Annotated in this window: 27 protein-coding genes; 20 read left to right on the top strand and 7 right to left on the bottom strand. The window is 67.1% G+C overall.

The features are described from left to right. Positions 1–129: 129 nt before the first annotated feature. The gene (locus tag E4634_RS18590; protein ID WP_206046948.1) at positions 130–912 is read right to left on the bottom strand and encodes an SDR family NAD(P)-dependent oxidoreductase; all 783 of its coding nucleotides are present in this window, start codon (positions 910–912) and stop codon (positions 130–132) included. Positions 913–1317: 405 nt separating this feature from the next. Here E4634_RS18590 and E4634_RS18585 point away from each other — a divergent pair, with 405 nt between their 5' ends. The 16 genes from E4634_RS18585 (at position 1318) to E4634_RS18510 (ending at position 15332) form a co-directional block, all read left to right on the top strand. Next, on the top strand, positions 1318–2004 hold the full coding sequence (locus tag E4634_RS18585; RefSeq protein WP_135446175.1) for a TetR/AcrR family transcriptional regulator: 687 nt from the start codon (positions 1318–1320) through the stop codon (positions 2002–2004). A 34-nt stretch (positions 2005–2038) separates the two neighbouring features. Continuing rightward, the gene (locus tag E4634_RS18580) at positions 2039–3328 is read left to right on the top strand and encodes a cytochrome P450 (RefSeq protein WP_135446174.1); all 1290 of its coding nucleotides are present in this window, start codon (positions 2039–2041) and stop codon (positions 3326–3328) included. A gap of 16 nt (positions 3329–3344) precedes the next feature. Beyond that, a complete protein-coding gene (locus tag E4634_RS18575; RefSeq protein ID WP_135446173.1) occupies positions 3345–4817 on the top strand; it encodes an aldehyde dehydrogenase family protein in 1473 nt (490 codons plus the stop codon). A gap of 2 nt (positions 4818–4819) precedes the next feature. Continuing rightward, the gene (locus E4634_RS18570; protein ID WP_135446172.1) at positions 4820–5596 is read left to right on the top strand and encodes an SDR family NAD(P)-dependent oxidoreductase; all 777 of its coding nucleotides are present in this window, start codon (positions 4820–4822) and stop codon (positions 5594–5596) included. Between the two features lie 10 nt (positions 5597–5606). Then, positions 5607–6770 carry a thiolase family protein gene (locus tag E4634_RS18565; RefSeq protein ID WP_135446171.1) on the top strand — a complete coding sequence of 388 codons (1164 nt, stop codon included), beginning with the start codon at positions 5607–5609 and terminating at the stop codon, positions 6768–6770. Then, the gene (locus E4634_RS18560) at positions 6767–7210 is read left to right on the top strand and encodes a Zn-ribbon domain-containing OB-fold protein (RefSeq protein WP_135446170.1); all 444 of its coding nucleotides are present in this window, start codon (positions 6767–6769) and stop codon (positions 7208–7210) included. Before E4634_RS18565 ends, E4634_RS18560 begins: the two co-directional genes overlap by 4 nt. Positions 7211–7264: 54 nt before the next feature. After that, a complete protein-coding gene (locus E4634_RS18555; RefSeq protein WP_135446169.1) occupies positions 7265–8455 on the top strand; it encodes an amidohydrolase family protein in 1191 nt (396 codons plus the stop codon). 37 nt (positions 8456–8492) lie between these two features. Next, positions 8493–8933 carry a nitroreductase family deazaflavin-dependent oxidoreductase gene (locus E4634_RS18550; RefSeq protein WP_135446168.1) on the top strand — a complete coding sequence of 147 codons (441 nt, stop codon included), beginning with the start codon at positions 8493–8495 and terminating at the stop codon, positions 8931–8933. Positions 8934–8944: 11 nt separating this feature from the next. Beyond that, positions 8945–10012, top strand: coding sequence for a phosphotransferase (locus tag E4634_RS18545; RefSeq protein WP_135446167.1), 1068 nt, complete (start codon positions 8945–8947; stop codon positions 10010–10012). Between the two features lie 21 nt (positions 10013–10033). After that, positions 10034–10957, top strand: a complete 924-nt coding sequence (locus E4634_RS18540) for a flavin reductase (protein WP_135446166.1) — start codon at positions 10034–10036, stop codon at positions 10955–10957. A gap of 8 nt (positions 10958–10965) precedes the next feature. Beyond that, positions 10966–12255, top strand: coding sequence for a cytochrome P450 (locus E4634_RS18535; RefSeq protein WP_135446165.1), 1290 nt, complete (start codon positions 10966–10968; stop codon positions 12253–12255). A 30-nt stretch (positions 12256–12285) separates the two neighbouring features. Beyond that, positions 12286–12672 carry a VOC family protein gene (locus E4634_RS18530; protein WP_135446164.1) on the top strand — a complete coding sequence of 129 codons (387 nt, stop codon included), beginning with the start codon at positions 12286–12288 and terminating at the stop codon, positions 12670–12672. Between the two features lie 111 nt (positions 12673–12783). Beyond that, positions 12784–13185, top strand: a complete 402-nt coding sequence (locus tag E4634_RS18525; protein ID WP_135446163.1) for a nuclear transport factor 2 family protein — start codon at positions 12784–12786, stop codon at positions 13183–13185. Further along, a complete protein-coding gene (locus E4634_RS18520) occupies positions 13172–13969 on the top strand; it encodes a phytanoyl-CoA dioxygenase family protein (protein ID WP_135446162.1) in 798 nt (265 codons plus the stop codon). Before E4634_RS18525 ends, E4634_RS18520 begins: the two co-directional genes overlap by 14 nt. Before the next feature lie 24 nt (positions 13970–13993). Continuing rightward, positions 13994–14815 carry a phytanoyl-CoA dioxygenase family protein gene (locus E4634_RS18515; protein ID WP_135446161.1) on the top strand — a complete coding sequence of 274 codons (822 nt, stop codon included), beginning with the start codon at positions 13994–13996 and terminating at the stop codon, positions 14813–14815. Position 14816: 1 nt separating this feature from the next. Continuing rightward, positions 14817–15332 carry a cupin domain-containing protein gene (locus E4634_RS18510; protein ID WP_135446160.1) on the top strand — a complete coding sequence of 172 codons (516 nt, stop codon included), beginning with the start codon at positions 14817–14819 and terminating at the stop codon, positions 15330–15332. 26 nt (positions 15333–15358) lie between these two features. On the opposite strand, the gene E4634_RS18505 is transcribed toward E4634_RS18510, so the two are convergent. Then, positions 15359–17545: a TonB-dependent receptor gene (locus E4634_RS18505; RefSeq protein WP_240725252.1), complete on the bottom strand. Its 2187-nt coding sequence runs from the start codon at positions 17543–17545 to the stop codon at positions 15359–15361. Between the two features lie 361 nt (positions 17546–17906). On the opposite strand from E4634_RS18505, the gene E4634_RS18500 reads away from it, so the two are divergent. Then, positions 17907–19175, top strand: coding sequence for an MFS transporter (locus E4634_RS18500; protein ID WP_167854983.1), 1269 nt, complete (start codon positions 17907–17909; stop codon positions 19173–19175). Positions 19176–19184: 9 nt separating this feature from the next. Here E4634_RS18500 and E4634_RS18495 read toward each other — a convergent pair whose 3' ends face one another. The 5 genes from E4634_RS18495 to E4634_RS18475 form a co-directional block, all read right to left on the bottom strand. Further along, a complete protein-coding gene (locus tag E4634_RS18495) occupies positions 19185–20117 on the bottom strand; it encodes an SDR family NAD(P)-dependent oxidoreductase (RefSeq protein ID WP_135446157.1) in 933 nt (310 codons plus the stop codon). Positions 20118–20219: 102 nt separating this feature from the next. Continuing rightward, positions 20220–21080, bottom strand: coding sequence for a MaoC family dehydratase (locus E4634_RS18490; protein WP_135446156.1), 861 nt, complete (start codon positions 21078–21080; stop codon positions 20220–20222). 57 nt (positions 21081–21137) lie between these two features. Further along, complete coding sequence (locus E4634_RS18485) at positions 21138–22682, bottom strand: acyl-CoA synthetase (RefSeq protein ID WP_135446155.1); 1545 nt, start codon at positions 22680–22682, stop codon at positions 21138–21140. Between the two features lie 48 nt (positions 22683–22730). Then, positions 22731–23876, bottom strand: a complete 1146-nt coding sequence (locus tag E4634_RS18480) for a thiolase C-terminal domain-containing protein (RefSeq protein ID WP_135446154.1) — start codon at positions 23874–23876, stop codon at positions 22731–22733. Further along, on the bottom strand, positions 23873–24304 hold the full coding sequence (locus E4634_RS18475) for a Zn-ribbon domain-containing OB-fold protein (protein WP_135446153.1): 432 nt from the start codon (positions 24302–24304) through the stop codon (positions 23873–23875). The genes E4634_RS18480 and E4634_RS18475 overlap by 4 nt, the downstream gene beginning before the upstream one ends. Before the next feature lie 318 nt (positions 24305–24622). Between E4634_RS18475 and E4634_RS18470 the strand changes: the two genes are divergently transcribed. The 3 genes from E4634_RS18470 to E4634_RS18460 form a co-directional block, all read left to right on the top strand. Next, the gene (locus tag E4634_RS18470) at positions 24623–25396 is read left to right on the top strand and encodes a cytochrome P450 (RefSeq protein WP_135446152.1); all 774 of its coding nucleotides are present in this window, start codon (positions 24623–24625) and stop codon (positions 25394–25396) included. Then, on the top strand, positions 25308–25613 hold the full coding sequence (locus tag E4634_RS18465) for a cytochrome P450 (RefSeq protein ID WP_135446151.1): 306 nt from the start codon (positions 25308–25310) through the stop codon (positions 25611–25613). Before E4634_RS18470 ends, E4634_RS18465 begins: the two co-directional genes overlap by 89 nt. A 1-nt stretch (position 25614) precedes the next feature. Further along, the coding region (locus E4634_RS18460) for an alpha-hydroxy acid oxidase (RefSeq protein WP_206046947.1) at positions 25615–26078 on the top strand (464 nt) is incomplete at its 3' end.

Raw genomic sequence — 26078 nt, 5'->3', positions numbered from 1 at the left:
CACCGGGCCGCGGGCGCGATGCGCACCGCAGGCCGTCCGGATCGATCCCATGAGCAGGACAGGTAACTGACTATACATTAGTTTTATGTGTTCTCAAGCGCGGCGTGCCGCGCCGTTGCCGCCGACGGTTCAGGCGTTCAGGCCGCCGTTGACGCTGATCACCTGGCCGGTGATTTTCGCTGCCTCCGCGCTGCACAGGAACAGTGCCAGCGGCGCGATGTCCTCCGGCCCCGGCAGGCCGAGTCCCGCCCGCTGCCGGGCGCTCTCGCCGCGGCCGCCCGCGGCGTACTTGTCGAAGGCGGGTGTGCGCTCGACAAAACTCGGGGTGATGCAGTTGATGCGCACGCCGTCGCGGGCCGCCTCTACGGCGAGGTTGCGGGCGAAGGCGAGCACGCCGGCGAAGGCCGCGCCGATCAGCGCCTGGCGCGGTGCGGCAAAGCGCGCGGCGTCCGAGGCGAAGGCGACAATCGCGCCGCCACTTTGCGCCAGGTGGGGCAGGGCGGCGTGGCACAAGCGCTGGAAGCTGCCCATGACCAGGGCCGCGTGCTCGCCGTAGCTCGGCGGCGTCGTATTGGCGAACACGCCGGTGACGCCGGGTGCGCCGGTGACCGCGCAGTGCACCACGTAGTCCAGCTGGCCATAGGCCTCGACGACCGCCTCGACCATCCTTTCGATACCCTGCTCATCGCGGAAGTCGCAGACCAGCGGCAGTACCTGCGCACCCGCAGTGGCCTGCGCAATGCGCGCCGCCGCCTGCTCGACTCGCTGCGCATGCGCGCCCTGCGCGCCGACCCGGTAACCCAGCGCCGCGGCGCGGCGAGCGATCTCGCCGCCAATCGCGCCCGAGGCGCCGGTGACCAGGATGACCGGTCCCGGAGCGGAGGGTGTACCTGCGCCTGCTGTTGTCGACATCCGGCTGGATTCCCTGCTGGCCGCGGCGTAGCGCGGGTGATGTTGGGTGGTGAGCCCTGCAGGGCGTCACTCGAGTTATGCCTCGGACTGTAATAGCAACAAAAAGTTGTGTCAATTCACCGGGTGAAATGGGGGTGGTGCGGCTGTCGGCTCGCGTGTGTCGGCACCGCTTTCTGCACTTATCCCGTAATACAGAGCCTATTTCCTGTTTAGCCGGATTTCTTGCAGGGTTTTTTGGCTGCCGAGTCGGGGGTCTGCAGTGGTGCTTCGGAGACGCCGTGCGAACTAAAAGCAACAAGTTGTTGACATAAATATTCGCTCTCGATTAGCCTGTGTTCACTCTCCCGGCATCGCCGGTGGGGAGCGACGACCGCCAGCCAATAACATTAACGAGGTGTAGTCCGCTTGAACGCCAAAGCTGCGCAGGCAAAAGCCAAAGACGTACCCCAGGACGCGCCCAAAGACGTGGCCAAGGGCGCGAAAGCCCCCGCCGTGGATCGCCGCACCAGCGGCGTGCAGCGCCAGGGCCGCGCGGCCAAGGTGGTATCCAGCGTGCTGCGTACCACGGCCGAGGAGCTCAATCGCGTCGGCTACGCCAACCTGCGCGTCGACGAGGTGGCCGAGCGTGCCGGCGTCAACAAGACCACCATCTACCGCCGCTGGCCGAACAAGGCGATCCTCGTCTCCGAGACCCTCGACGCCCACTTCCAGGACGAGCGCCCGCTGCCGGAAACCGGTTCCCTGCGCAGCGACATCATCGATTACCTGCGCATGATGGTGACCATGACCCAGAGGCCGACATGGCGCGGCGTGATGACCACGCTGCTCAGCCGCACCGACCCGGAGGTCGAGGCGGTTGCCCACAAGCTCTACCTGCGCGAACGCCAGTTCCGCACGCGCCTGGTGCAGCGGGCGATCGATCGCGGCGAACTGCCGCGCACGGCGGATGCCGAACTCATCGGCGACATGTTCTCCGCGCCCATCCTGCGCCGCCTGCTGACCTTCCGCGAGGACGTGCGCGACGAATTCATTCTCTCCGTGGTCGACGTCACCCTCGCCGGGGCGGCGGTCGTCGCCATGCGCAACGACTGACCCGAACGCAAACCTAATAATCAGGAGCAGATACATGGCGAATGCGATAACCGCCGAAGACGAGCGCTATTCCGAGCTGTTCGACGTGGTCAAGGAAACCACCGCCACCGGCGGTGACGTATTCGGCGACCTCACCCCGCGCATGAATGCGTTGCGCGAGGCGCACCCGGTGCACGCCGGATCGTTGCGTGAACTGCTCGAGCTGCCGCCGGCGCCGCACCACATGTACGACAACGAGCGGCCGCACTTCACGCTGTTCAACTACGCCCTGTGCAACCGCGCCCTGCGCGAGAACCTGCTGTTTTCCTCGGAGGTGTACGAGGAGAGCCCCGGCGTGCGCCAGCTCGGCAAGGTGATCCTGAAGATGGTCGGCGACGAGCACCTGCGCTACCGCAAGATGGTGCAGCCGATGTTCATCCGCCCGAAGGCCATCAACTGGTGGCGCAAGAACTGGATCGAGAGCGCCGTGGAAGCCCTGATGCTGCGCCTGGAAACCCTGCAAAGCGCCGACCTCAACCTGGACCTGTGCGCCCGCCTGCCGGTGAGTATCGTCACCCAGGGCATGGGCCTGGCCGGCGAGGACGCGCTGACCTTTCGCACCCACCTGCAGAAAAGCATGATGGCCCGCTCGCTGCCGATGGAGGAGGTGATGCAGTCCGCCATGCAGGTGCAGAGCATGCTGATGGACGTGATCGCGGCGCGGCGCGCGCAGCCGCAGGACGACGTGGTCTCGGCCCTGGTCGCCTGCGAACTGGAACTCGCCGACGGCGGCAAGCGCCCGCTGGAGGACGACGAGATCTTCGCCTACTGCCGCCTGATCATCCTCGCCGGCGGCGGCACCACCTGGCGCCAGCTCGGTATCACCCTTTACCAGCTGCTGAGCAACTACCACTTCTGGGAGGCCTGCCGCGAGGATCGTTCGCTGATCGAGCCGGCTATCGAGGAGAGCGCGCGCTGGATGCCCACCGACCCGACCTTCCCGCGCCTGGTCACTGAGGACATCGAACTCGAGGGCGTGCAGATTCCCGCCGGCGCGCGTATCGACATGTGCCTGGGCGCCGCCAACCGCGACCCTGACATCTGGGACAACCCGGACGAATACGACATCTTCCGCCCGCGCGGCAAGCAACCGCACCTCGGCTTCGGCATGGGGCCGCACCGCTGCCTGGGCATGGAGGTCGCCAAGCAGGAGATGGTGGTCGCCATCGACGCCCTGCTGGAGCGCTTCCCCAACCTGGCGCTGGACCCGGAGGCGCCGCAGCCGCAGCTGCTCGGCGGCCTCGAGCAGCGCGGTATGTCCGCCATCCCGGTCACACTGCGCTAACGGGGGCGGCGAGATCATGAGCGAGTATCAACACGCAGGGTATATCGACGGCGAACTGGTTGCCGGCAAGGGTGCGGCGATTGAAGTGGAAGATCCCTCCACCGGCGGCACCTTCGCCCGGCTGGCCGGGCTCGACAGCGCGCAGGTGGAGAGCGCCATCGCCTCGGCGCGCAGCGCCTTCGACAGCGGTGTGTGGAGCGGCCTGCCGGCGCAGCAGCGGGTCGCCGCGCTGGGCCGGTTTATCGCCGCACTGGCCGCGCGCAAGGATGAAGTCACCGACATCGTGGTGCGCGAGGCGGGCTGCCCGCGGCACAGCGGCGTGATGATGGCCCAGGTGCTGGCGCCGCTGAAGCACGCCGGCGACACGCTGAAGCTGTTCCTGTCGCTGCCGGAGATGGAGGAAAACCCGCTGCCCCTGGACGAGCGCATCAACCCCATGGGCCAGGTGGTGCAGAGCCTGCGCCGCTACACGCCGACCGGTGTGGTCGCCGGCATCGCCGCCTACAACTTCCCGTTCTACACGGCGCTGTGGAAGATCATGCCGGCACTGGTTACCGGCAATACGCTGGTGCTGCGCCCCAGCCCGCTGACGCCGCTGTCCGCGCTGGTCTTCGCCCAGGCGGCCAGCGAGGCGGAGCTGCCGCCGGGCGTATTGAACGTGGTGCTCGAGGCGGGGCTGGAGGGCGGCAAGCTGCTCAGTACCCACCGCGATGTCGACATGGTGGCCTTCACCGGCTCCACCGCGGTGGGCGAGCAGATCATGGCCCAGGCCGCGCCGACCATGAAGCGCCTGCAACTGGAACTGGGCGGCAAGTCCGCGCAGGTGTTCCTGCCCGATGCGCTGGACCAGGTGGTCGCCAACGCGATGATCGTGTGCATGTCCCACGCCGGCCAGGGCTGTGCGCTGGGTACCCGCATTTTCGTGCCCGAGCAGAACAAGGCGGAGATCCTGCAGCAACTGGCCGGGGTCGTGGGCAGCGTCCGGATCGGGCCCGCGGACGATCCCGAGACGCAGATGGGGCCGGTGATCTCCCGCGCCCAGGTGGAGCGCTGCGAACACTACGTGCAGGCCGCTGTGGCGCACGGCGGCAAGGTGGTGGTCGGCGGCGCGCGCCCCGAGGGGCTGGGCGATGGCTTCTTCTTCCAGCCCACGGTGCTCGACCTGCCGGACAACAGCAACCCGGCGGCGCAGGACGAGATCTTCGGGCCGGTGGTGTCGGTCATCGGCTACCGCGACCTTGACCACGCCGTGGCCATGGCCAACGACTCGCGCTTCGGCCTGTCCGGCTATGTGCACGGCAAGGACCGCAGGGCGGCGCTGGATGTCGCGCTGAAAATCAAGAGCGGCACGGTCAACGTCAACGCCGGCGTGATGAGCGCTTATGCCTCGTCCGGCGGCCAGCGCGCCAGCGGTATCGGCCGCGAGCGCGGCGTCGAGGGCCTGCGCATCTACCAACAACTTAGCTGCCTGAATATCGGGGGAATATAACAATGCAAGGTTTGCTACACGGGAAAGTCGCGGTGATCACGGGTGCCGGTTCCGGCGTGGGCCGCGCCGCGGCGCTGCTGTTCGCCGGGCACGGCGCGAAAGTGGTCGCCGCGGATATCAACCTGGAGGGCGTCGAGGCGGTCGCCGCTGAGGTCGTCGCCAACGGCGGCGAAGCGGTAGGAGTGCACTGCGATGTCACTGACGCGGCCTCGGTAGATGCGGCGGTGGCCAAAGCCGTGGAGGCCTTTGGTCGCCTCGACGTGATGTACAACAACGCCGGTATCACCACCAAGGCCGGCCAGGGTTTCCTGGAGACCGGGGATGCCGACCTCGCCACCCTCACCGCGGTGAACGTGGGCGGTGTTATTCACGGCTGCCAGTCCGCGATTCGCCAGTTCGACGCCCAGGGCGGCGGCGGCGCGATCGTCATGACCGCCTCGGTGGCGGGTCTGGTCGGTTTCGGCGGCGTGGTCTACGGCTCCTCCAAGGGCGCGGTCACCAGCCTCACTCGCACCCTGGCGCTGGAAGTCGCGCGCAAGGGTATCCGCGTCAACTCGGTGTGCCCGGCGGGCATGCCGACCAATTTCGGCGGCGGCATCCTCAAGGCCTCCGACGCGGCGCGCCAGCACACAGCGAGCCACCATCCGCTGGGCCGCGTGATCGAACCCGAGGAGTGCGCCGCCGCGGCGCTGTTCCTGGCCTCGGACCTGGCCTCCAATATCACCGGCGTGAACCTGCCGGTGGACGGCGGCCTGGCCGCCGGCAAGCCGATCGTCTGAGCGCGCAGCGATGACTGGCAGCGGTTGCGCGATTGTCGGACTCGGGGTCACTGAGCAGGGTGTCGGCCTGGGCCTGGAGGGCCGCGAGCTGCGCACCCGAGCGGTGGACCTCGCACTGGCTGACGCCGGCCTGCCGCGCGACGCCATCGACGGCTACATCCGCGCCTATGTCGATCGCGAGGACCTGCGCTACATGGGCCTGTCGCCGAATTTCTCGGTGTCGATGATGACCGGCGGCGCCACCCCGGTGTTCTCGATTATCGCCGCGGCGGCGATGATCGAGGCGGGGCAGGCGGAGGTGGTGGCCTGTGTCTACGGCGAGGCACAGACCGCCTTTGCCACCACCGGCAAGCAGGATATCGGCTCCTACGGCTACGGCTACCCGATGCTCTACGGCCTGCTCGGCGCGGCGGCGACCCACGCGTTTCACGCGCGTCGCCACATGCACCTGTACGGCACGACCTCGGAACACCTCGGCGCGGTGGCGGTCACCCAGCGCGATTACGCGGTCGGCCGCCCCGGCACGCTGGGCTACGGCAAGCCGCTGACGCTGGCCGAGCACCAGGCTTCGCCGCTGATCACCGACCCGTTTCGTCGCTATGACTGCACGCGCAACACCGACGGCGGTGTCGCCGTGCTGGTCACTTCCGCCGAGCGCGCGCGCAACTTGCTCAGCGACCCGGTGTTCGTGCTCGGCGCCGGCACCGGCCACAACATCGCCAACTGGCACCAGGGCCTGGTGTATGAGAACCACGACAATATCGCACCGGCCAAGGCACGCGCCTTCGGCCAGGCGGGCATGGGCATCGAGGATATCGACATGGCCCAGCTCTACGACCCGTTCACCATCTCGCCGCTGATGCAGCTGGAGGCTTTCGGCGTGGTCGCGCCGGGGCAGGGCGGGCCGTTCTACGCCGAGGGCGGCGCCGGGCCGGATGGCGCGATGCCGACCAACACCGGTGGCGGACAGTTGTCGGCCTACTATTCCACGGGTTTTACCGGTGTCGCCGAGGCGATCCTGCAATTGCGCGGCGCCGCGGGCGCGGGCCAGCTCAAGCGCGCGGAGACTGCGCTGGTCAGCGGCCACGGCATGAATGCCGGGGTACAGAACACCTGGGCTCACGCCTGCATGATTCTCGGGCGCAACCCGCGCGCGAAGGGAGCAACCTCATGAGCGCGACAGACCAACAGCCCGCCGAACACCCGCTGATGGGCGCGGTGCGCCAGTACGGTGGCGACCCCGTGGACCTGCCGTTCTGGGAGGCCTGTGCACAGGGGAGCTTCCTGTTGCACCAGTGCGGCCAGTGCGGCCGGCACTACTGGCCCGCCAGCCGCTGCATCGAGCACGGCGACGCCGCCATGAGCTGGGTGGCGGCCAGCGGCCGCGGCGAGGTGTACACCTACACCGTGATGCACCGCGCCTATACCCCGGATACGCGCGACAAGGTGCCCTTCGTCATCGCCGTCGTGCGCCTCGAAGAGGGCCCGTTCTACCACAGCAACATTGTCGACTGCCCGCACGATGCGGTGGCGGTCGGCATGCCACTGGAAGTCGTCATGCAGCCGCACCCCAGCGGCCTGACGATTCCCCAGTTCAGGCCGCGCGGCGATTGAGCCGGCGCAGCAACCAACAGCGAAAACGTGAGTCGTTCACGAGGAGGATCCGTCATGTCGTCAGTCGCCCTGAAAGAAAGTGATGAGAGTGTTCGCGGGACCGCGCGCAAGCGTCCCATCGTCGATGCGGATGCGCATATCGACCCGCCCTACGAGATGTGGAAGGACTACCTGCCGGCGGAACTCGCCGGCCTGGCGCCGTACATCGAGCACGGCGAGGAGCACGACTGGATCGTGTTCGAGGGCAACAAGCGCCCGGTGATGATGATCTCCAACCAGGCCGGCCGCCAGGGCAAGGATTACAAGATGGTCGGCCGGCGCTCGGAGATGCGCCCGGTTTGGCTGCCGGAAACCCGCCTGGAGGACATGGCCACCGACGGCATGGACGCGGCGGTGCTGTTCGGCGGTGGCCCGCTGGGCACCGCCAACCCGGACCTGTACATCGCCAGCTTCGAGGCCTACAACCGCTGGCTGTGGGATTTCTGCGGCGCCGACCGCCAGCGCCTGGTGCCGGTGGGTTACGTGCCCATGCGCAATGTCGAGGAAACCGTGCGCATGCTGCGCGACCTGGCGAAGATGGGTTTCCGCACGGTGAACATCCCCGCCTTCCCGATGGACCCGGACGTGCCCAAGGCCGGCGGTTTCAGCGCCCAGGCGCTGGGGCTTTCCGGCAACCCGGACGGCAAGCGCTCCTATATCGATGCCGAGTTCGACATCCTCTGGGAAACCGTCACCGAACTGGACCTGACCCTGACCATGCACCTGGGTGGCCGCGTACCGCGCTTCGGCAACAAGCTGCACTTCCTGCCCGACCTGGTGATGAGCAAGACGGCGATGGCCGAGCCGGTGGCGATCATGATCTACGGCGCGGTGTTCCAGCGCTTCCCCAAACTGCGCCTGGCGATTGTCGAGAGCGGCGTGGGCTGGATGGCGTGGATGGCCGAGTATATGGACCGCACCTGGGAGCGCCAGCGCTTCTGGACCGACAGCCCGCTGCAGCAAAAACCCAGCCATTTCATGGACCAGAACGTGTATGCCTCGTTCATCCACGACCGTGTCGGCGTGCTCAACCGCGACCTGCCCGGCGGGCGCAACATCATGTGGTCCTCGGACTACCCGCACTCGGAGACCACCTTCCCGCACTCGCTGGACGTGATCGCGCGGGACTTCGACGGTATCCCGGACGCGGACATCAACGAGATTGTCTGCGAGCGCGCCAAGCGCCTGTACCGGGTGGGCGAATGAGCGCGGCGACAGCAGCAGTCAAGCAGGAGACAGGGACATGAGCGACGACAGCCGCTACATCAAGACCGATATCAGCCTGCTCAACCAGGAGCATGTTGCGCGCTACCGGGAAACCAACGGCGAAGTCGGGCATATCTGGAACGGCGCCACGGCGCTGTTGCTGACCAGCATCGGCAACAAGTCCGGCGAGCCGCGCACTACGCCGCTGATCTACGCCAGCGACGGCGACGACTATATTGTCGTCGCCTCGATGGGCGGTGCGCCCCGGCACCCGGCCTGGTACCTGAATGTCGAGCGCAACCCGCAGGTTGAAATCCAGGTCCTGGACAAGGTGATGCCGGCGACGGCGACCACCGTCGAAGGCCCCGAGCGCGAGCGCCTGTGGCAGGTGGTTACCGCGCAGTGGCCCAATTACGACCAGTACCAGGAGCGCACCGAGCGGCGCATCCCAGTGGTCAAACTTACCCCCAACACCTAATCGGAGCAGCCATGGCACAGGCAAGTACAGCAATAACATCCGGCCTCGACATTCCCGAAACCCTCGAGCAGGCGCTGGACCCCCAGTGGCTGGCAGCGGCACTGGTGCACACCTCCGGCGGGTCGCCGGTCATCGCCGTCGAACTCGACGAGGTGGTGCAGGCGATGGCGGCCAAGGTGCGCATCGCGGTGCGCTTCGCCAACGATCCCGAGCGCCAGCATTTCTACTGCGTGAAGGGCTTCCTGGACACCGACCAGGACCGCCAGAGCACCGGCGAGGTCACCACCCGCGAGTCGAACTTCTATACCCGCATCGCCCCGCACCTGAGCATGCGCGTGCCCGGCTGCCCCAGCGTGGTCACCGACGACAGCGGCCAGGCGATCATGATCATGGAAGACGTCATCGCCGCCGGCGGTCACTTCTGTCACGCGCACGAGCCGTTTTCCGTCGAGCAGGTGCAGGCAACGCTGGACCAACTGGCGCGGCTGCACGCCGCCTCGCACCTGCTGGAGAGCAACCCGTGGATTCCGCGCGGCATCGACTGGATGGCGGAGTCCAAGCATTTCCCGGAGTCCTGGATTCACAAGCAGATGCACGACCCGCGTGGCGAGGGCCTGCCGGAGTCGACACTCGACGGCAGCAACCTGCTCAACGGGCTGCGTGCCCTGGGCAAGCGCAGCGACGCAAGCGCAGCGACCCTGCTACACGGCGACACCCACATCGCGAACATCTACATGACGCCGGAGGGCCCCGGCTTCGCCGACTGGCAGTTGATCAAGGGTGCCAACTGGGCGCTGGACATCGCCTACCACATCAACGGCGTGCTGCCGGTGGAACTGGCGGAGAAACACGAGCGCGAACTGGTGGCCTATTACCTGGGTGCCCTCGGTCGCCACGGCGGTTCGCCGCCGGACATGGACACCGCCTGGGAGGACTACTGCTGTGCGCCACCCTATGGCCTGTACCTGTGGGCGGTGACCACGCGCGTGGACCCGGCGATCACCACCAAGAACTTCCAGCGCCTGGGTGCCGCGCTGACCCGCTGCGAATCCTACCAGCGCCTCGGCATCATCAGCTGACTGCCGTGGAGGTTCAGTGACGTGAGCGCGAGCAGTGCAGTACCGGTTGCCGATGCCGCCGCCTTCCGTTCCGCCCTGGGCAGCTTCGCCACGGGCGTGACGGTGGTGACCACGGCCGGCGCCGATGGCGAGCAGATCGGTCTCACCGCGAACAGTTTCAACTCGGTGTCGCTGGAGCCGCCGATGATCCTGTGGAGCCTGGCGAAATCCTCCTTCAGCCTGCCGGCATTTCGCGCCGCGGAGTTTTTCGCCGTGCACATTCTCGGCGCCGAACAGGAGGAGGTGTCCGGGCGTTTCGCCCGGCGCGGCGAGGACAAGTTCGCGGGCCTGGAACTGGATGCCGGACCGGGCGGGATTCCCATGCTGCGCCAGCACGCGGCGCGCTTCGTGTGCCGCACCGCGTACCAGTACGAGGGCGGCGACCACATCATCTTCGTCGGCGAAGTGATCGACTTCGACCGCTGCGAGCGGGCGCCGCTGCTGTTCCACGGCGGTCAGTACGGGCAGCTGGTAAAACCGCAGGGCGCCGCCGCAGATACGGTGAGCGAACTGCACGGCGGCTTCCTCGGCGACCTGCTGCGCCGCGCTTTCCATCGCGTCTACGCGCCGGTGGGGCAGGAGCTGGAGCGCCGCGGGCTCAGCGTGCCGCAGTACTTCTTCCTTTCGCGCATCGCCCAGGCGGAACAGCCCACCGCGGAGCAGCTGCAGTCCATGCTGGATACCCCCGGTCGCTACCCCAGCGCGGGGGAGATCGATGAGCTGCTCCAGCGCGGCCTGCTGCGCCGGGAGGGTGAGCGTTACGAACTCACCCCCGCCGGTGTCGAGTACAACCTGGAAATTGCCTCGGTGGTGAAGTCCGCCGAGACCGACGCGGAGAAATCCCTCGACTTCGAGCTGCGCCAGACGCTCAAGGTCGCCCTTGAATGTCTGGCCACATCAGCATAGGTCTGCCGATGAACGAAGTACTCACCGCCCGTGACCCCCTCTACGAAGAACTCTACGACGTCCGCCGCGAGGCCGAGGACGCCGGTAACCTGGTGGAGGGGGACGCCAACCCCGGCATGAACGCCCTGCGCGATGCCGCGCCGGTGCACAAGGGCTTCCTGCGCGAACTGCTGGGTATGCCCGAGTTTCACCGCCACAGTGCGGCGAAAGGGCGGCAGGGTTACACCTGCTTCAGCTACGCGACCTGCGACCAGGCGTTTCGCGATTTCACCAATTTTTCCAACAAGATTATGCAAATGGGGCCCGCCGAACCGGGGGAACCGCCGCGCCTCGGGTTACTGGAAATGGATGAGCCCGAGCACCGCGCCTACCGCCGCACCATCCAGCCGAAGTTCTCGCGGCCGGTGGCCTTCAAGTGGTGGACCGAGTTGTGGGTGCAGGAGATTGTCGACGCGCTGATGCTGGCCCTGAAGGACGAGCGCAGTGCCGATCTCAACCTGCAGCTGTGCGCGCGCATCCCGGTGCACACGATCACCCGCGCGGTGGGCTTGGACGGCAACGACGCGCTGGTGTTCCGCCATGCGCTGATGCGCTCCTCCGCCTATGGCCGGATTGGCCTCGACGAGGTCCAGCGCAACGCGGCGACGGTGCAGAACATGCTCACCGATCTGGTGGGCAAGCGCCGGCGCGAGCGCCGCGACGACCTGACCAGCCACTTGGTGGATGCGACCCTCGAGCTGCCCGACGGTAGCTCGCGCCCGCTGACCGACGCGGAGATCGTCATGCACCTGCGTGTGGTGCTGATCGCCGGCGGCGGCACCTCCTGGCGGCAGATGGGTATCACCCTGTGGGCGCTGCTGGCGGACCGCGAGCAACTGGAGATCGTGCGCGCCGACCGCGGCATGCTCGAGCGCGCGGTGATCGAGAGTGTGCGCTGGAACCCCACCGACCCTGTGTTCTCCCGCCTGGTGGCACAGGACTGCGAACTGGGTGGCGTGCCGCTGCCGGCGGGCGCGGTGCTGGAGATCTGCCTGGGCGCGGCCAACCGCGATCCGGCGCGCTGGGATAACCCCGATGTGTTCGACGTGCGCCGGCCTGTACAGCACCAACTCGGCTGGGGCATGGGCACCCACCAGTGCATGGGCATGAACGTGGCCAAGGCGGAGATCATCGCCGCCATCAACGGCCTGCTGGACAGCTTCCCCAACATCCGCCTCGACCCGGACCAGCCCGCGCCCTTCCTCACCGGCGGACTGGAACAGCGGGGTATTTCCGCGCTGCCGGTGCGGTTAGACTGAACAACCCTTTACCCTGGAGAGCCTGCCAACATGCTGCTGAGTGTCCGACTGGGAACCGACGACAAGGCCCGCGCCAAGGCCTTTTACGACGCGACCTTTGCCGCCCTGGGCTACCCGCCGGGGGAGACGCCCCCCGAGTACCCGATTCTCATGTACCACCTGCCGGGCGGCGCCTCGCTGATTCTCGGCCCGGCCCGCGATGGCAATCCGGTGACGTACGCCAATGGTGGCACCGTGCTGTTCGCCGCTCCCAATGACGAGGCGGTGGCCGCCTGGCACGCGGCGGGTCTGGCCAACGGCGGTACCTGTGAGGGTGTGCCGGAGCCCAAGCCGCAGGCGCGCGGGGCGATGGGTGCGTATCTGCGTGACCCGGATGGCAACAAGCTGGGCGTTTATAGCGGCCTCAAGCTCGGCTGAGTTTTCTGCGTAAAAAATAATAAACCGTCAGCTATTGAGTCGCGCAGGGTGGGCTTCTATACTGCGTAGGCACAGTATTCTATCGCCTATAAAAATCACCGGAGTGCGCTGATGCCGCCCGATTCCACGTCGCTGGAAGGAGAAATCGTCGACCGGTTTTACGCCGCCCTGGCGCGCAAGGATCTCGCATCCGCACTGGCCTGTTGCACCGAAAATGCCTGTTTCTGGCACAATTTTGACGACGTGGAGCAGAACCTGGAGCAGGCGGCCCGGGGCTGGCAGGCACTGTTCGACGGTTTTACCGAAAACCGCATAGACAAGGTGCGCCGCGACCCTATCCCGGGCGGTCTGGTGCAGCGCCACCGGTTCCTGCTGCGCGCTGCCGACGGTGTGCTGAAAGCCCGGCCTTGCTGCATCTTCGTCAGTTTTTCCGCTGGCAGGATCGCGCGGCTGGACGAGTACATCGACCTGTCCGGCGCACTGCCGGTGGAGGCCGCCGATGAGTGTGCATGAACCGGCCCCGACCACGGATTTTGCCCAGGGCCTCGCCAACCTGCGCGAACACGGCTTCACCGTGGTGCCCGACGTGCTCGCGGGGGAGACCCTGGCGCGCACCCGCGATGCGCTGTACCGCGCCGCCGCAGCGGACCGCTGCCGCGGGCGCGAGGTCGAACAGTTCGCGCTGGACAAGGGCGATCAGTCGCTGACCCAGCGCGTGTGGAACGTGCTGAGCCGCGACCCTGTCTTCGAGGACCTTGTCGAGCACCCCAGCGCGCTGGCCTTCGTGCGCGAGGTGCTCGGCTGGCCGGCCCTGCTCGGCAATCTCTCGGCGAATATCTGCAGCCCGGGTTGTGAGGGCGGGCACCTGCACGCCGACCAGACCTTCCTCGGCGAACCCTGGCCTGCCGCCGGCCCGCAGGGCCTCAACGTGGCCTGGGCGATCGACGATTTCACCGCGGACAATGGCGCCACACGCGTTGTACCCGGCAGCCACCTTCGCAACTGCAGCGTGCCCGCCGACGAGATGGAGGCGGACACCGTCGCCATGCAGGCCCCCGCGGGCTCGATGGTAGTGTTCGAAAGCCGCCTGTGGCACAAGACCGGCAACAACATCACCGCGGACCAGACTCGCGCCGGCATCTTCGCCTGGTACACCAAGACCTACGTGCGCACCCAGGAAAACTGGTTCCTCGCCCTCAAACCGGAAATCCACCAGTTCGGCTCCGACGACATGCTCACCCTGCTCGGTTACAAATCCGCCGGCTTCGGCCTCGTCAACGGCCGCTCCCCCGTCTGACCCCACCTTCTGGAGGAAGCGAACATGGACAGCGAAATGATGCGTGAGCGAATAGCGCGCGACGGCTTCTGTGTCGTGGAGCGGGCGCTGTCGGCGCAGCGACTCGAGCGCGTGCGGGAGGCGCTGGCACGGGGTGTGGAACTCACGCGCGAACTGCCCGGTGGCACACATATCGCGAGCCTGGACCCTAACGACCGCAACCTGCGGGTCAACAACCTGCCGGCGATCGACCCGGTGTTTACCGAACTCCTGCTGCGCGACGATGCACTGGCCGCGGTGACGGCGGCCATCGGTGAGAATGTCATCGTGTCGAACTTCACCGCGAACATCGCGCTGCCGGGCTCCGGTTCGATGAACCTGCACTCGGACCAGGCGCTGGTGATTCCGGGCCCCTGGCTGCACCCCTGGGCGGTGAACGTGATCTGGTGCCTGGACGACGTGCACGCGGGCAACGGTGCGACGCGCTACCTGCCAGGCAGTCACCGCTTCACCACGCTGGAGGAGGTGCCCGAGAACGCCCTCGAGCAAACCCTGCCCTTCGAGGCCCCGGCGGGTTCCTTCATCGCCATGGAGGGACGCATGTGGCACACCTCGGGCTGCAATAGCAGCGCGGACGAGCAGCGCCGCATGCTGTTCGCCTACTATTCCGCGGACTTCATCCGGCCGCAGGCCAACTGGTCGCTGTGCCTGCCGGCGCCGGTGCGCGAGGCCATGGATGAGCGCTGCCAGGCGCTGTTCGGCGTCACGCCCATCGGCAACACGCGGATCGGCGCGGCGATGACCCGCCTGTCGGGTACTCAACGCAATGCAGCGCAGATTGCGGCTGCCAGTACATCAGGAGGCTGAGATGAGCGAAACCACTGAGCAGCGACAACAGTTGAAAATTTATCGCGCCAGCGAAGCGCCCGGACTGGTTGAGAAGGGGTGCATGCAGATGCAGCCGATGACCGAGGTCCAGGTATCTGGCCTCAAGCGGCTGGTCCAGTCCGGCTACCTGGAGGGCGACGAGCTGAAAGTACTCGTGGACATGCCGGGCTTCGCGCTCACCTACGCCTGGCTGAAAAAAGACTACCCGTTGATGCGCCACTCCCACGATTCCGACTGCATGTACTACGTCATCGCCGGCAGCCTGAAACTGGGCACGGAAGAACTCGGTGCCATGGACTGTTTCTTCGTGCCCGCCGGTGTGCCCTACACCTACGTGCCCGGAGCCGACGGAGTGGAAGTGCTGGAAATCCGCCACAAGCCCGCTTTCGATTTCGTCAACCTCACCCACAGCGAGAACTGGTGGGACAAGGCGGAGCAGACCTGTGCGGCCAACCGGGAACACTGGAAAAACGCGCACAAACCCTCGTCCAGCTAAACCGGCCGGCGCGCGCGAGCCTTCCCCTAGAAGTTGTAACCCACGCTCACTCCGTAGGTCAGCGGCCAGGCGTACTGGTTGTAGTCGCCCAGGCTGCTGCCCGAAGTGGTCAGGAAATAACGTTCGTCCGTGAGGTTTTCCCCGTATACGCCGAGCGTGTAGCGCCCACCGGGGCTGGTCCAGTCTGCGCGCGCATTGACCAGGGTGAAGCTGTCCTGCCGGTAGCGCTGCTCGTTGGCCCCGCCGGCGTTACCGGCCAGCGGGCCGAACAGGGACAGGTTCTGCACCACGTAGGCATCGGTGTAGTTGACGTTGCCCGCCAGCACCAGTTCGCCGCCGGCCAGCGGCAGGCTGTAGTCCAGGCCGAGGTTGGCGGTCCACTCCGGGGCGCGCGCCATCTCCTGGTCGCTCCAGTCCTGATACTGCGGGGAGATGTTGGTCTGGGTGGCCGCGTCCAGCCCGACACCGGTGACATCGTCGAAGTCGGTGTAGCGGCCGTGGACGTAGGCGATGCCTGCGCGCAGGTTGAGGGCGTCGGTGAGGGAAAGGTCGATCTCCGCCTCGGCCCCGTACACCTCCGCTTCCGGCGCATTGAAGATCTGCTGGATCACACCATTGCCGATGGGATTGGGCACGGTGAGGCCCACCTGCAGGTCCTGGTAGTCGTAGTAGTAGGCCGCGGCGCTGAAGCGGTAGAAGGGTTGCGCCGTCTTGAAGCCGACCTCATAGGCGGTGATCTCCTCCTGGTCCACCGAGTTGTACAGCGCCGGGTCCGGCTGGGTGCCGGTGTAGAACACGCCACTGCGGAAGCCGGTGGTGTACGACGCGTAGACGCTGCTGTAATCGCTCAGCTGGTAGCGCAGCACCGCCCGCGGTGTGGTGGCGTCGTAGTCCTGGTCCTTGTCTGCCGGGGGTATGGCGACGCCAGTGTAGTTGGTCACGCTGTAGAAGCCGCGGCGTTCCTCCTCGCTGTAGCGCACGCCCAGGGTCAGGAACCAGTCGTCGACGAATTCCCAGCTGGCGTCGACGTAGGCGGCGAGTGCCTCGGCATCGGTGCCCAGGTCGTAGGTGTACTGCAGGATGAAGTACTGCCAGCTCTCGATATCGCGGGTGCGGAAGCGGTCGTCGTAGTACATGCCGCCGATGTTGATGTTCCAGCGGTCGATGGCGTCGATGTTGAGGTTGAGGCTCTGTTGCAGGGTGTACTCGGCGATGTCCTCGCCCACCGAGCGCACGATGTCGATCTTGGTGCCGTCGAAGTCGAAATTGCTGATCGCCTCGCGCTTGGCGTAGGCCGTGGTGGAAGTGAGCGTACCGATGCCGGTCTGCCAGTTGATGCCCAGGGACGCCTCCTGCATTTCCATGGTGTTGTCGGATTCGAGGTTCAGCGAGACCTTGTCGCGCGCCGTGGCGCCGCCGGGCAGGATGGCGTACTTGGGAACCCGGTAGGCCAGGCCGCGGGCGTCCAGGTGCTTGACGTAGTTGTAGCCGAGGGTGAGGTCCAGGTCGTCGGTGGCCGCGAAGTGCAGCTTGCCGCGCAGGGCGCTGCTCTCCAGCGGCGCGGCGTCGAAGTCATCGCCCGAGGCGGTGGAGTCGTCGCCCACATCCTCGATATAGCCATCGCTCTCGCGCCAGTTGCCCGCCAGGCTGAAGCCGAGCTTGTCGCCCAGCGGTCCGGAGATATAGCCCTGCAGGCGTTTGTCGTCGAAGCGGCCGTAGGTGGCCTTGACGCTGCCCTCGAATTCCTGCGAGGGCGCCAGCGTCTCGATGACGATGGCGCCACCGGTGGCGTTGCGCCCGTACAGCGTACCCTGCGGGCCCTTGAGCACCTGTACGCTCTTGATATTCGCCAGTTCCGCGTTGATGGCGACCGCGTCCGGCTGGTAGACGCCGTCGATATACACGGCGACGTTGTTCTCCAGCCCGTTGCCCAGGGTGAGCGTGCTGATGCCGCGGATCGCCGGCTGGCTGAACGCGCCGCCGCGATTCACCTGCACCCCGGCGGCGACCTTGCCGATGTCCTCGATGTTGCGCATGCCGGCGCGCTCCATCTGGCTGCCGCTGACCACAGTGATCGCCATGGGTACTTCCTCGAGGCGTTCCGTGCGCCGCTGCGCGGTGACCATCACCTCTTCGATGGCGCCTGCGGCAGTGGCCGTGTCCTGGGCCTGTGCCCCCAGCGGGAGCAGGGCAGCGCCCATCAGGGCGGGCATGAGTTTCAATTTAAATGATCTAGATTCAGTTATCATTATGGCTCCAGGCGTCTATCGCGCTATCCGGTGTGCTTGCGGTGGTGCTTTTATTGGCTTATTTGCAGCATTTAACTGACAAGAATTCGCTTGAAGTCCAAGTGGATTCCTCAGTTAATATTTGGCATATAAATGACAAATCGTCAACTATAATGAGAGAATGTTTCGTATATTGACGCTCGCTGTGGTGCGCCGGGGGAGTCTGTTCAGCTCTGCGCGCCGGGGCGAGCTGCGCGGAGCACTCCGTGACACAACACCACGCGACACAGCAACGCGCGACACAACAACACGCGACACAACAATAAGAGCGGCGGAGGGCAGGGCAGTGAATGAAGCGGAAGCAGGTGCGGCTCATGCGGGCACAGCGCAGGAATGGCGACGCCACTGGAGCGTTGTCCTGGTCGGCATGCTGGGCATGGCCCTGGGCACGGTGCACATCTATTCAACCGGGGTGTTCCTGGCGCCGCTGGAGGCGGAGTTCGACTGGAGCCGCTCGCAGATCATGTTCGGGTTTACCCTGCTCACCTTCGTCGGCGCCTCGCTGGCACCGTTTGTCGGTGCGCTGATCGACCGCTGCGGACCGCGACGCCTGGCACTCGCCGGAATCCTCATGTACTGCGGTTTCCTGGCGGCGCTGTCGCTGGCCACCGCGAACCTCTACTCCTGGTGGGGGTTGTGGATGCTGCTCGCGCTGGGCGGGTTGTTCACCAAGCCGACCATGTGGACGGCGGCGGTGTCCAGCCTGTTCACCCAGGGCCGCGGGCTGGCGCTGGCGGTGACGCTATGCGGGACGGGACTGGGTTCGGCGCTGGTGCCGGTGCTCAGCAACCAGTTGATCGAGCATGTGGGCTGGCGCAGCAGCTATGTCGCGCTCGCCGTCATCTGCCTGGTCCTGCTTTTCCCGCTGGCCTACCTGCGCTTCACCAGCGCCGCGGACGACGCCCGCCGCGCGTCGTCCACTGCCGCCGGCCGCGTGCCGCAGCCGGGGTTGGGGGCGAAACAGGCGATACTTTCCCGGCGCTTTGCCCAACTCGCGCTGGCCGCCTTCTGCATCACCCTGGCAATCATCGGCCTGGTGATGAACCTGGTGCCGATCATGAGCGACAACGGCCTGGGCCGCGATACCGCCGCGGCGATTGCCGGCGCGGTGGGGGTTACCTCGATCATCGGGCGGCTGGCTACCGGCTACCTGCTGGACCGGCTCGACGGCAACCTGATCGGCGGCCTGGTGGTGCTGGCGCCGATCGTGACCTGCCTGTGTTTCATCTACGCGCCGCAGTCGGTGCCGGTCGCGCTGTTCGCGGTGGTGGTACTGGGGCTGGCACTGGGCGCGGAGCTCGACGTCGTGGCCTACCTCGCCACTCGCCACTTCGGACTGCGCAGCTTCGGCGTGGTGTTCGGCTGTATCGTCAGCCTGTGGAGCGTCGCCACTGGGCTGGGGCCGTTGATCGCGAGTTATGTCTACGACGTGAGCGGCAGTTACCAGCCGGCGCTGTGGCTGTTCATGCCGCTGTTCGTGGTGGCGTCCGGGTTGCTGTTCACCATGGGGCGCTACCCTGAGTTCCCGCCGGTGGCGGTAGCCGAACCGGCGTAGGCTTGCGCGTCACTCGTCCAGCGGCGCGCTCATCATGTACTGCATGGCCTCGATACCGGAAGGTTGCGCCGGCACCTGTTCCAGCAGCGTTGGCATGATCTCGGCGATGCGCTCGGGCGTCCACTCGCCGTCCGCGTGGCGCAGGCCGGCGCCGGGGCGCGGCATGTCCACGGCCACCAGCGCGCCGCCGCCCATCTCGAACACGCGGCCGGTAATGTCGCGCGCGGCGTCGCTCAGCAGGTAGACCACCAGCGGCGCGACGAAGCGCGGCTGCAGGCGCTGTTTCAACTCCTCGGTTTTCATCACGCCCTCGGTGAGGCGAGTGACCGCTGCCGGCGCCAGCACGTTGACGCGCACGCCGTAACGACCGAGTTCGCGCGCCGCCGCCACGCTCATCGCCGCCACGCCCAGCTTGGCCGCGGCGTAGTTGGACTGCCCGGCGGCACCGTACAGCCCCGAGGCTGAGGTGGTATTGACCACCGCCGCGTTCACCGGCTCGCCGCGCGCCTTGCTCAGGTCGCGCCAGTAGGCGGCGGCGTGGTGCAGGGGCGCGGCACTGCCTTTGAGGTTCACCGCGATGGACAGGTCCCAGTCCTCCTCGGTGATGTTGGCGATGGTACGGTCGCGCAGGATGCCGGCGTTGTTGACCAGCGCGTCCAGCCGCCCGAAATGTTCGACCGCGCTGCGAATCATCTCGCCCGCGGCCTCCCAGTTGGAGACGTCCGCGCCGTTGGCGATGGCGCGCTGTCCCAGCGCCTCGATCTGTGCCACCACCTGCTGCGCCGGTGTGGCGTCGGCACCGGTGCCGTCGCCGGCGCCGCCGAGGTCATTGACCACGAGGTCGTAACCGGCGCGGGCCAGGGCCAGTGCGTGTTCGCGGCCGAGGCCGCGGCCGGCGCCGGTGACGATGGCGACGGGGGCGTCGCTGCTGCTTGCGGACATGGGATTCTCCTGGAGTTCAGTTTTATCAGGCCGGGCTTGCAGGCCCGGTGTTATCGCTGGCCCACCTGGCCAGCTTCCTCGTTCGGTCGTTGGTCCGGCGTGTTACGCCGGGTTCAATTCGCAGTACCCGTTGTTGATCGACACGATATCCCGCGCCGGCACCCGGCAGCGGAAGGACACTGCGTCGCCGTCCACCCAGATATCCGTGTGGATGGTCTCGCCGGGAAATACCGGCGAGGTGAAGCGCACGTCGAAGCGGCGGATGCGCGCCGGGTCGTAGTCGCACACGCTGGCCAGCAGGGCTCGGCAGGCGATGCCGTAGCTGCACAGGCCGTGCAGGATCGGTTTCGGGAAACCCGCGCGGGCGGCGAAGGCCGGCTCCGCGTGCAGCGGGTTGCGGTCGCCATTGAGACGGTAGAGCAGTGCCTGGTCCTGGCGCGTTTCGGAGACGTGCACCATGTCCGGCTCGCGCTCGGGCAGGGTGTGCGGGGTTGCCGCGGACGTCGCCAGGCCGCCGCAGCCGCCGTTGCCGCGCATGAAGATCACGTTCTGCATGGTGTACAGCGGCTCGCCGCCGGCCAGGCGCACGTCCACTTCCAGGGTGACGATGGCACCTTTCTCCGGGCCCTTGTCCACCACTTCCGAGATGTAGGTGCTGCCGATGAGCTCCGCGGCCGCGGGCAGGGGACGGTGGCAGGTCAGGCGCTGCTCGCCGTGCAGGACCATGGTCCAGTCGATGTCCACGGCGCCGAGAATGGCGGCGCCGCCACCGCCGAGCACGGTGGCCGCGGTGGGCACGACCTTGAGTGCCGGGTGTTCGAACACGTAGGGCAGCTCGTTCTCGTCGTAGGGGTCGCGGCCCATGCCGACGCTCAGGTTGTACAGCAGCATCTGCGTATCCGCGTAGCTGAACGGTACGTCGTCGGCGCGCTGGGCGCTGATCTCTTCACAGGTAAAAGGCATTGTCGGTGTCTCCTTGTTGCGCGCGTAGACGCTATCTTGTGGCGCGCGTCGCGCTTGTCAGCCCCGCACCGGGGCGGGCCAGTAGCGTTCGCGCAGCGCTTTCTTGTTGAGCTTGCCGGTGGGCATGCGCGGCAGCGCGGCGACAAATTCTACCGAACGCGGCACCAGCTGCTTGCCCAGCCTGGCGCGCACGAACTCCTGGATCTGCTCCGCCAGGGCGTCGCTGCCCTCGCTGCCCGGTGCCAGCTGGACCAGCGCGCGCGCCTCCTCGCCGAGGTCCTCGTTGGGCACACCGATCACCGCGACGTCCTCGATGCCCGGGTACAGCGCCAGCGCGTCCTCGATCTGCTGCGGGTAGATGTTCACGCCACCGGAGATGATCATGAACGATTTGCGGTCGGTGAGGTACAGGTAGCCCTGGTCGTCGAGGTAGCCGACGTCGCCCACGCACAGCCAGTCCTCGTGCCGCGGGTGGCGCGCATCGGCGGACTTGCCCGGGTCCTTGTGGTAAGTGACCTCGGCGCCCGGGGTCATCTCCGCATAGATCATGCCTGGCTCCCCGGCGGGCAGCTCGTTGCCGGCCTCGTCGCAGATGTGAAACGGCCGGCCCACCGGGCGGCCCACCGAGCCGGGGTGGGCCAGCCACTCTTCACTGGAAATTCGCGTGTAACCCGCCGCTTCGGTGGACGAGTAGTACTCCTCGATCACCGGCCCCCACCACTCGATCATGCGCCGCTTCACCTCAACCGGGCAGGGCGCCGCGGCGTGTATCGCGTAGCGCAGGCTGGACAGGTCGTAGCGTTCACGCACCGCGTCGGGCAGGCGCAGCAGGCGGATGAACATGGTCGGCACCCACTGGCTGTGGGTGACGCGATACTGCTCGATCAACTGCAGGGACAGTTCCGGTTCGAACTTGTCCATCATCACCACGGTGCCGCCGCTGACCAGCGCGGCGTTGCTGTAGCCCAGCGGCGCCGCGTGGTACATGGGCGCCGGGGCGAGGTACACCGTCTCGCTGTCCATGTTGAACATCTTCGCCGCGAACAGGGTGCTTGGGTTGCCGGCTTCGGGCCTGCCCTCGGGCAGCGGCCGCTTGATGCCCTTGGGCCGGCCGGTGGTGCCGGAGGAGTACAGCATCAGTGTGCCCATGTGCTCCTCGGCCAGTGCCTGCGTCGATTGCTGCGCGGTGGCAGTGTCGTAGTCGGTGAACCCCGGCACGGCGCCGCCGATGGCCAGCTTCAGCTCGCAGCGTGGCGCGAGCCGGCCGAGTTCCTCGCTCTGTTCCAGCGCCGCCGAGGCCACCAGCACGCGTGCGTCGCAGTCGTCGACGATGTACGCGGCCTCCGCGGCGGAGAGGTGGCGGTTGATCGGCGTGAAATACAGGCCGGAGCGCAGGCAGGCCCACAGTACGACGAGAAAGCGCGGGTGGTTTTCCAGGAACAGTGCGAGGTGGTCGCCGCGGCGCAGGCCCTGGGCGTACAGCAGCTGCGCCAGCTGGTTGGACTGTTCATCCAGCTCGCGGTAACTGAGCGCCAGCCCGCTGGAGGGCTGGATGATGGCCAGCCGCTCCGGCTGGGTCTTGGCGTGGGTGCCCGGGTACATATTGTGTTTATTCCTGTTCGCCCGTGGGCGCCGCCCGGCGGCGCGGCGCTAGATCTCGTTGCTGAATATCACCGTGCCCGCGGCGCTGAACATGTTGCCCACGCCGTGGCATACGGAAATCTTCGCGCCCTGCACCTGGGCGGGTGCGGTGCCGCGCATCTGACGCACGCTCTCCTGCAGGGCGTACATGCCGTACATGCCCGAGTGCATGTAGCTCAGGCCGCCGCCGTTGGTGTTCATCGGCAGCTCGCCGCCCGGCGCGGTGCGCCGCTCGCGGAAGAAGTCTTTGGCCTCGCCGCGGGCGCAGAAGCCGAGGTCTTCCAGGCCGTACAGGGGCAGGTGGGCGAAGGCGTCGTAGACCATCAGGTGGTCGACGTCCGCGTGGCTGATGCCGGCGGCGTCGAAGGCGGACTTGCCGGAAACGCGGAACGCTTTGGAACTGGTGAAGTCCTGCATCATGCTGATGCTGACGCACTCCACCGCCTCGCCGGTACCGAGGATGTACACCGGCTTCGTCGGGAAATCCTTTGCGCGATCCGCGCTGGTCAGGATCAGCGCGCCGCCGCCGTCGGTGACCAGGCAGCACATCAGCTTGCGGTAGGGGTAGGCGATCATCTTCGAGTTCATCACGTCGTCCAGCGTGATTGGCTCGCGGGCGTAGGCGCGCGGGTTGCGCGCGGCCCATTCGCGCTGCACCACGGCGACCCGCGCCAGGTCCTCGACCTCCGCCCCGGTCTCCTTGAGGTAGCGCAGGACGGGGATGGTGAACATGGAGGCGGGAGCGGCCACGCCGTAGGGCATTTCGAACTGGCCGAACAGGCTGGCCGGCGCCGACGCGTACTGCGGTGCCCCGATATTCGAGCGCCCGGATTCCCCGTGGGTGATGAGCACGGTCGTGCAATAGCCGGCGGCGATGGCCGCCGCGGCGTGGCGCACATGGAGCATGAAGGAGCAGCCGCCGACGTTGGTGCCGTCCACCCACTTCGGGGTGATGCCGAGCATGGTCGACACATTCCACGGGTGCTCGCCGGCGCAGGCCAGGCCGTCGATGTCGCCGGGTTTCAGGCCGGCATCCTCCAGCGCATTGAGCGCCGCGTCCAGGTGCAGGCCGAGGGCGGAGACGTCGGGGATGACGCCCAGTTGCGTGGTCTCCGCGGCGCCGACCACCGCGATACTGCCGGGGGCGAGGCTCATGGTGTGTCCCCCGGGGCCGGCTGCGCGGGTTCGAACAGGGGCAGGGTGATGGTCTCGTTCTGTGCGGCGAAGTGCACCTGCAGGGGCATGTCCAGTTGCAGCGCCTCCGGTGTCTGCGGGCAGCTGACGATATTGGTCATCAACCGCGGCCCCTCCTCGAGGGTGACCACGGCGATGGCATAGGGCTCCTCGCCCATGTCCGGGCGCGGCCGGTAGTTGATGACGTAGGAGTAGAGCGTGGCGCGGCCGCTGGCGCGGAACACCTCGACATCGCGTTTGCCGCAGTGCGGGCAGAACGGGCGCGGCGGGAAGAAGGGCTCGGCGCAATCGCGGCAGCGCTGCAGGCGCAGTTCACCCTCGCGGCAGCCGTCCCAGAAGTGCTGGGTTTCCGGCGTGGGTCTGGGCAACAGGCGTTGCGGTTTGCTCATCGAGACTTCTCCTGACTATTCTGGTGGTGCATGGCGTCTGGTGGTGCTTCGCGTCTTGCGGTGCTTGGCGCATCGCCCGCGGCATGGCTGCTAACTAACAATTGTACAGTTATTGTCCGTCCGGCTGTCGCAGGCTCTCGCTGATTGAGTTTTGAGCCACGCTCGAATCTACAATTGCTTGGCAATGAAAATAAAAAACTAATATGATGTCAATTATTAAAGATCGCGGCGACGGCCCGCGCGGCGCTGCCCGCTGTCTGTGCAAACGACACGGACGCCAGTTCCCGCCACCCGGCCCCGCCACCAGGCGCAGCGGTAATGGATAACAACAACGTACCCACGACGACAATCGACCTGCTCTGCCCGACGCTGGCCAGCGATCCGTGGCCTGCCCTGCGCGCGCTGCGTGAGCTGGGCCCGCTGGTCTGGCACAGCGAACACCGCCGCTGGCTGGTGACCACAGATCACGCCGTGCGCCAGGTCGCCCTCGACTACACGCATTTTAGCGTGGAGGGTACGGTGGTCGAGGACATTTTCGGCGCCGATGCGTTCATCGCCATGGACGATCGTGCGCGCCATAACGCCCTGCGCGAAATCTGGGCGCCCGCCTTCCGCCCGCAAGCCCTGCAGGCGCTGCGCCGTGAGGTACAGGCCCTGGTGCAGGACCTGCTCACACCGCTGCTCGCGCGCCTGGCCGACGGCGAGGTGGTGGACTTCTCCGCCGGCTTTACCCGGCCGCTGCCGACCATGGTCATCGCCCGCATGATGGGCGTGCCGCGCGAGCGGCTGGCGGACGTGGTGCGCTGGAGCGACGCCATGGCCGGCGGCAGCACCTCGTTTCTCGACGCCGCGGCGCGCGAGGTGGCGGTGGCCGCGCGCGAGTCCGCCAAGACCGCCCTGGCCGACTACCTGCTGGCGCTGATGCGCGAGCGCCGCGCGGCGCCGGGTGACGACCTGGTCAGCCTGATGGTGAACGCCACCGCGGTGGCGGCGCGGCGCTGCGGTGGAACTGGCCGGCGTACGCCTGGAAGAGGGCGACGACCTGACCTGCGTGCTGGCCTGCGCCAATCGCGACCCCGCGCGCTACGCTAACCCCGACGACTTCGACCTGCACCGTCCGCCGCAGCCGCACCTGGGTTTCGGCGCCGGCCTGCACAACTGCCTGGGCGCGGCCCTGGCGCGCCTGGAGGCGGAGGTGGCGGTGAACGCGCTGCTCGACGCGCTGCCGGCCTATCGTGTGGATGGCCAGCCGCGCTACAGCTCACTGCCCCTGCGCGGACCCGCGCCGCTGTGCCTGGAGGCCTGCTGAGATGCGCTTCGGCCTGCGCGATCCCGCACCCCCGGTGAGCGTCGCCGCCTGGCGCGAGCTGGCGCGCAAGCGCCTGCCGGACATGGCCTGGCAGTACATCGAGAGCGCCGCGGACGACGGCCTCACCCGCAGCGAAAACGAAACCGGTTTCGCGCGCTGGCGCCTGCGTCAGCGCAGCCTGGCCGGCGTGTCGGCACCGCGCATGTCAGTAGAGATGGCCGGCCAATCGCTGGCGCTGCCGGTGGCGCTGGCGCCCACCGGTGCTGCCGGTATCAGTCACTGGACCGGTGATATTGCCGCCACCTGTGCCGCCGAGGCGCGCGGCACCCGCGCGGTGATCAGTACCGCGGCGAGCTACACCCTGGAGGAAATCGCCCGGGCCACGGATTGCGACCACTGGTTCCAGCTCTACCCCTTTGGCGATCGCGGACCGGTGCAGCGACTGATGGCGCGCGCCGCGGCGGC

The sequence above is a fragment of the Mangrovimicrobium sediminis genome (assembly GCF_004745945.1).
Lineage (GTDB): Bacteria > Pseudomonadota > Gammaproteobacteria > Pseudomonadales > Halieaceae > Mangrovimicrobium > Mangrovimicrobium sediminis.
This window is presented reverse-complemented; position numbering and strand designations above follow the sequence as displayed.

Coding starts and splice junctions, on each gene's coding strand:
- E4634_RS18590 (WP_206046948.1), bottom strand. CDS start 912: ATGTCGACAACAGCAGGCGCAGGTACACCCTCCGCTCCGGGACCGGTC.
- E4634_RS18580 (WP_135446174.1), top strand. CDS start 2,039: ATGGCGAATGCGATAACCGCCGAAGACGAGCGCTATTCCGAGCTGTTC.
- E4634_RS18575 (WP_135446173.1), top strand. CDS start 3,345: ATGAGCGAGTATCAACACGCAGGGTATATCGACGGCGAACTGGTTGCC.
- E4634_RS18570 (WP_135446172.1), top strand. CDS start 4,820: ATGCAAGGTTTGCTACACGGGAAAGTCGCGGTGATCACGGGTGCCGGT.
- E4634_RS18565 (WP_135446171.1), top strand. CDS start 5,607: ATGACTGGCAGCGGTTGCGCGATTGTCGGACTCGGGGTCACTGAGCAG.
- E4634_RS18560 (WP_135446170.1), top strand. CDS start 6,767: ATGAGCGCGACAGACCAACAGCCCGCCGAACACCCGCTGATGGGCGCG.
- E4634_RS18555 (WP_135446169.1), top strand. CDS start 7,265: ATGTCGTCAGTCGCCCTGAAAGAAAGTGATGAGAGTGTTCGCGGGACC.
- E4634_RS18550 (WP_135446168.1), top strand. CDS start 8,493: ATGAGCGACGACAGCCGCTACATCAAGACCGATATCAGCCTGCTCAAC.
- E4634_RS18545 (WP_135446167.1), top strand. CDS start 8,945: ATGGCACAGGCAAGTACAGCAATAACATCCGGCCTCGACATTCCCGAA.
- E4634_RS18535 (WP_135446165.1), top strand. CDS start 10,966: ATGAACGAAGTACTCACCGCCCGTGACCCCCTCTACGAAGAACTCTAC.
- E4634_RS18530 (WP_135446164.1), top strand. CDS start 12,286: ATGCTGCTGAGTGTCCGACTGGGAACCGACGACAAGGCCCGCGCCAAG.
- E4634_RS18525 (WP_135446163.1), top strand. CDS start 12,784: ATGCCGCCCGATTCCACGTCGCTGGAAGGAGAAATCGTCGACCGGTTT.
- E4634_RS18520 (WP_135446162.1), top strand. CDS start 13,172: ATGAGTGTGCATGAACCGGCCCCGACCACGGATTTTGCCCAGGGCCTC.
- E4634_RS18515 (WP_135446161.1), top strand. CDS start 13,994: ATGGACAGCGAAATGATGCGTGAGCGAATAGCGCGCGACGGCTTCTGT.
- E4634_RS18510 (WP_135446160.1), top strand. CDS start 14,817: ATGAGCGAAACCACTGAGCAGCGACAACAGTTGAAAATTTATCGCGCC.
- E4634_RS18505 (WP_240725252.1), bottom strand. CDS start 17,545: ATGCCCGCCCTGATGGGCGCTGCCCTGCTCCCGCTGGGGGCACAGGCC.
- E4634_RS18495 (WP_135446157.1), bottom strand. CDS start 20,117: ATGTCCGCAAGCAGCAGCGACGCCCCCGTCGCCATCGTCACCGGCGCC.
- E4634_RS18490 (WP_135446156.1), bottom strand. CDS start 21,080: ATGCCTTTTACCTGTGAAGAGATCAGCGCCCAGCGCGCCGACGACGTA.
- E4634_RS18485 (WP_135446155.1), bottom strand. CDS start 22,682: ATGTACCCGGGCACCCACGCCAAGACCCAGCCGGAGCGGCTGGCCATC.
- E4634_RS18480 (WP_135446154.1), bottom strand. CDS start 23,876: ATGAGCCTCGCCCCCGGCAGTATCGCGGTGGTCGGCGCCGCGGAGACC.
- E4634_RS18475 (WP_135446153.1), bottom strand. CDS start 24,304: ATGAGCAAACCGCAACGCCTGTTGCCCAGACCCACGCCGGAAACCCAG.
- E4634_RS18470 (WP_135446152.1), top strand. CDS start 24,623: ATGGATAACAACAACGTACCCACGACGACAATCGACCTGCTCTGCCCG.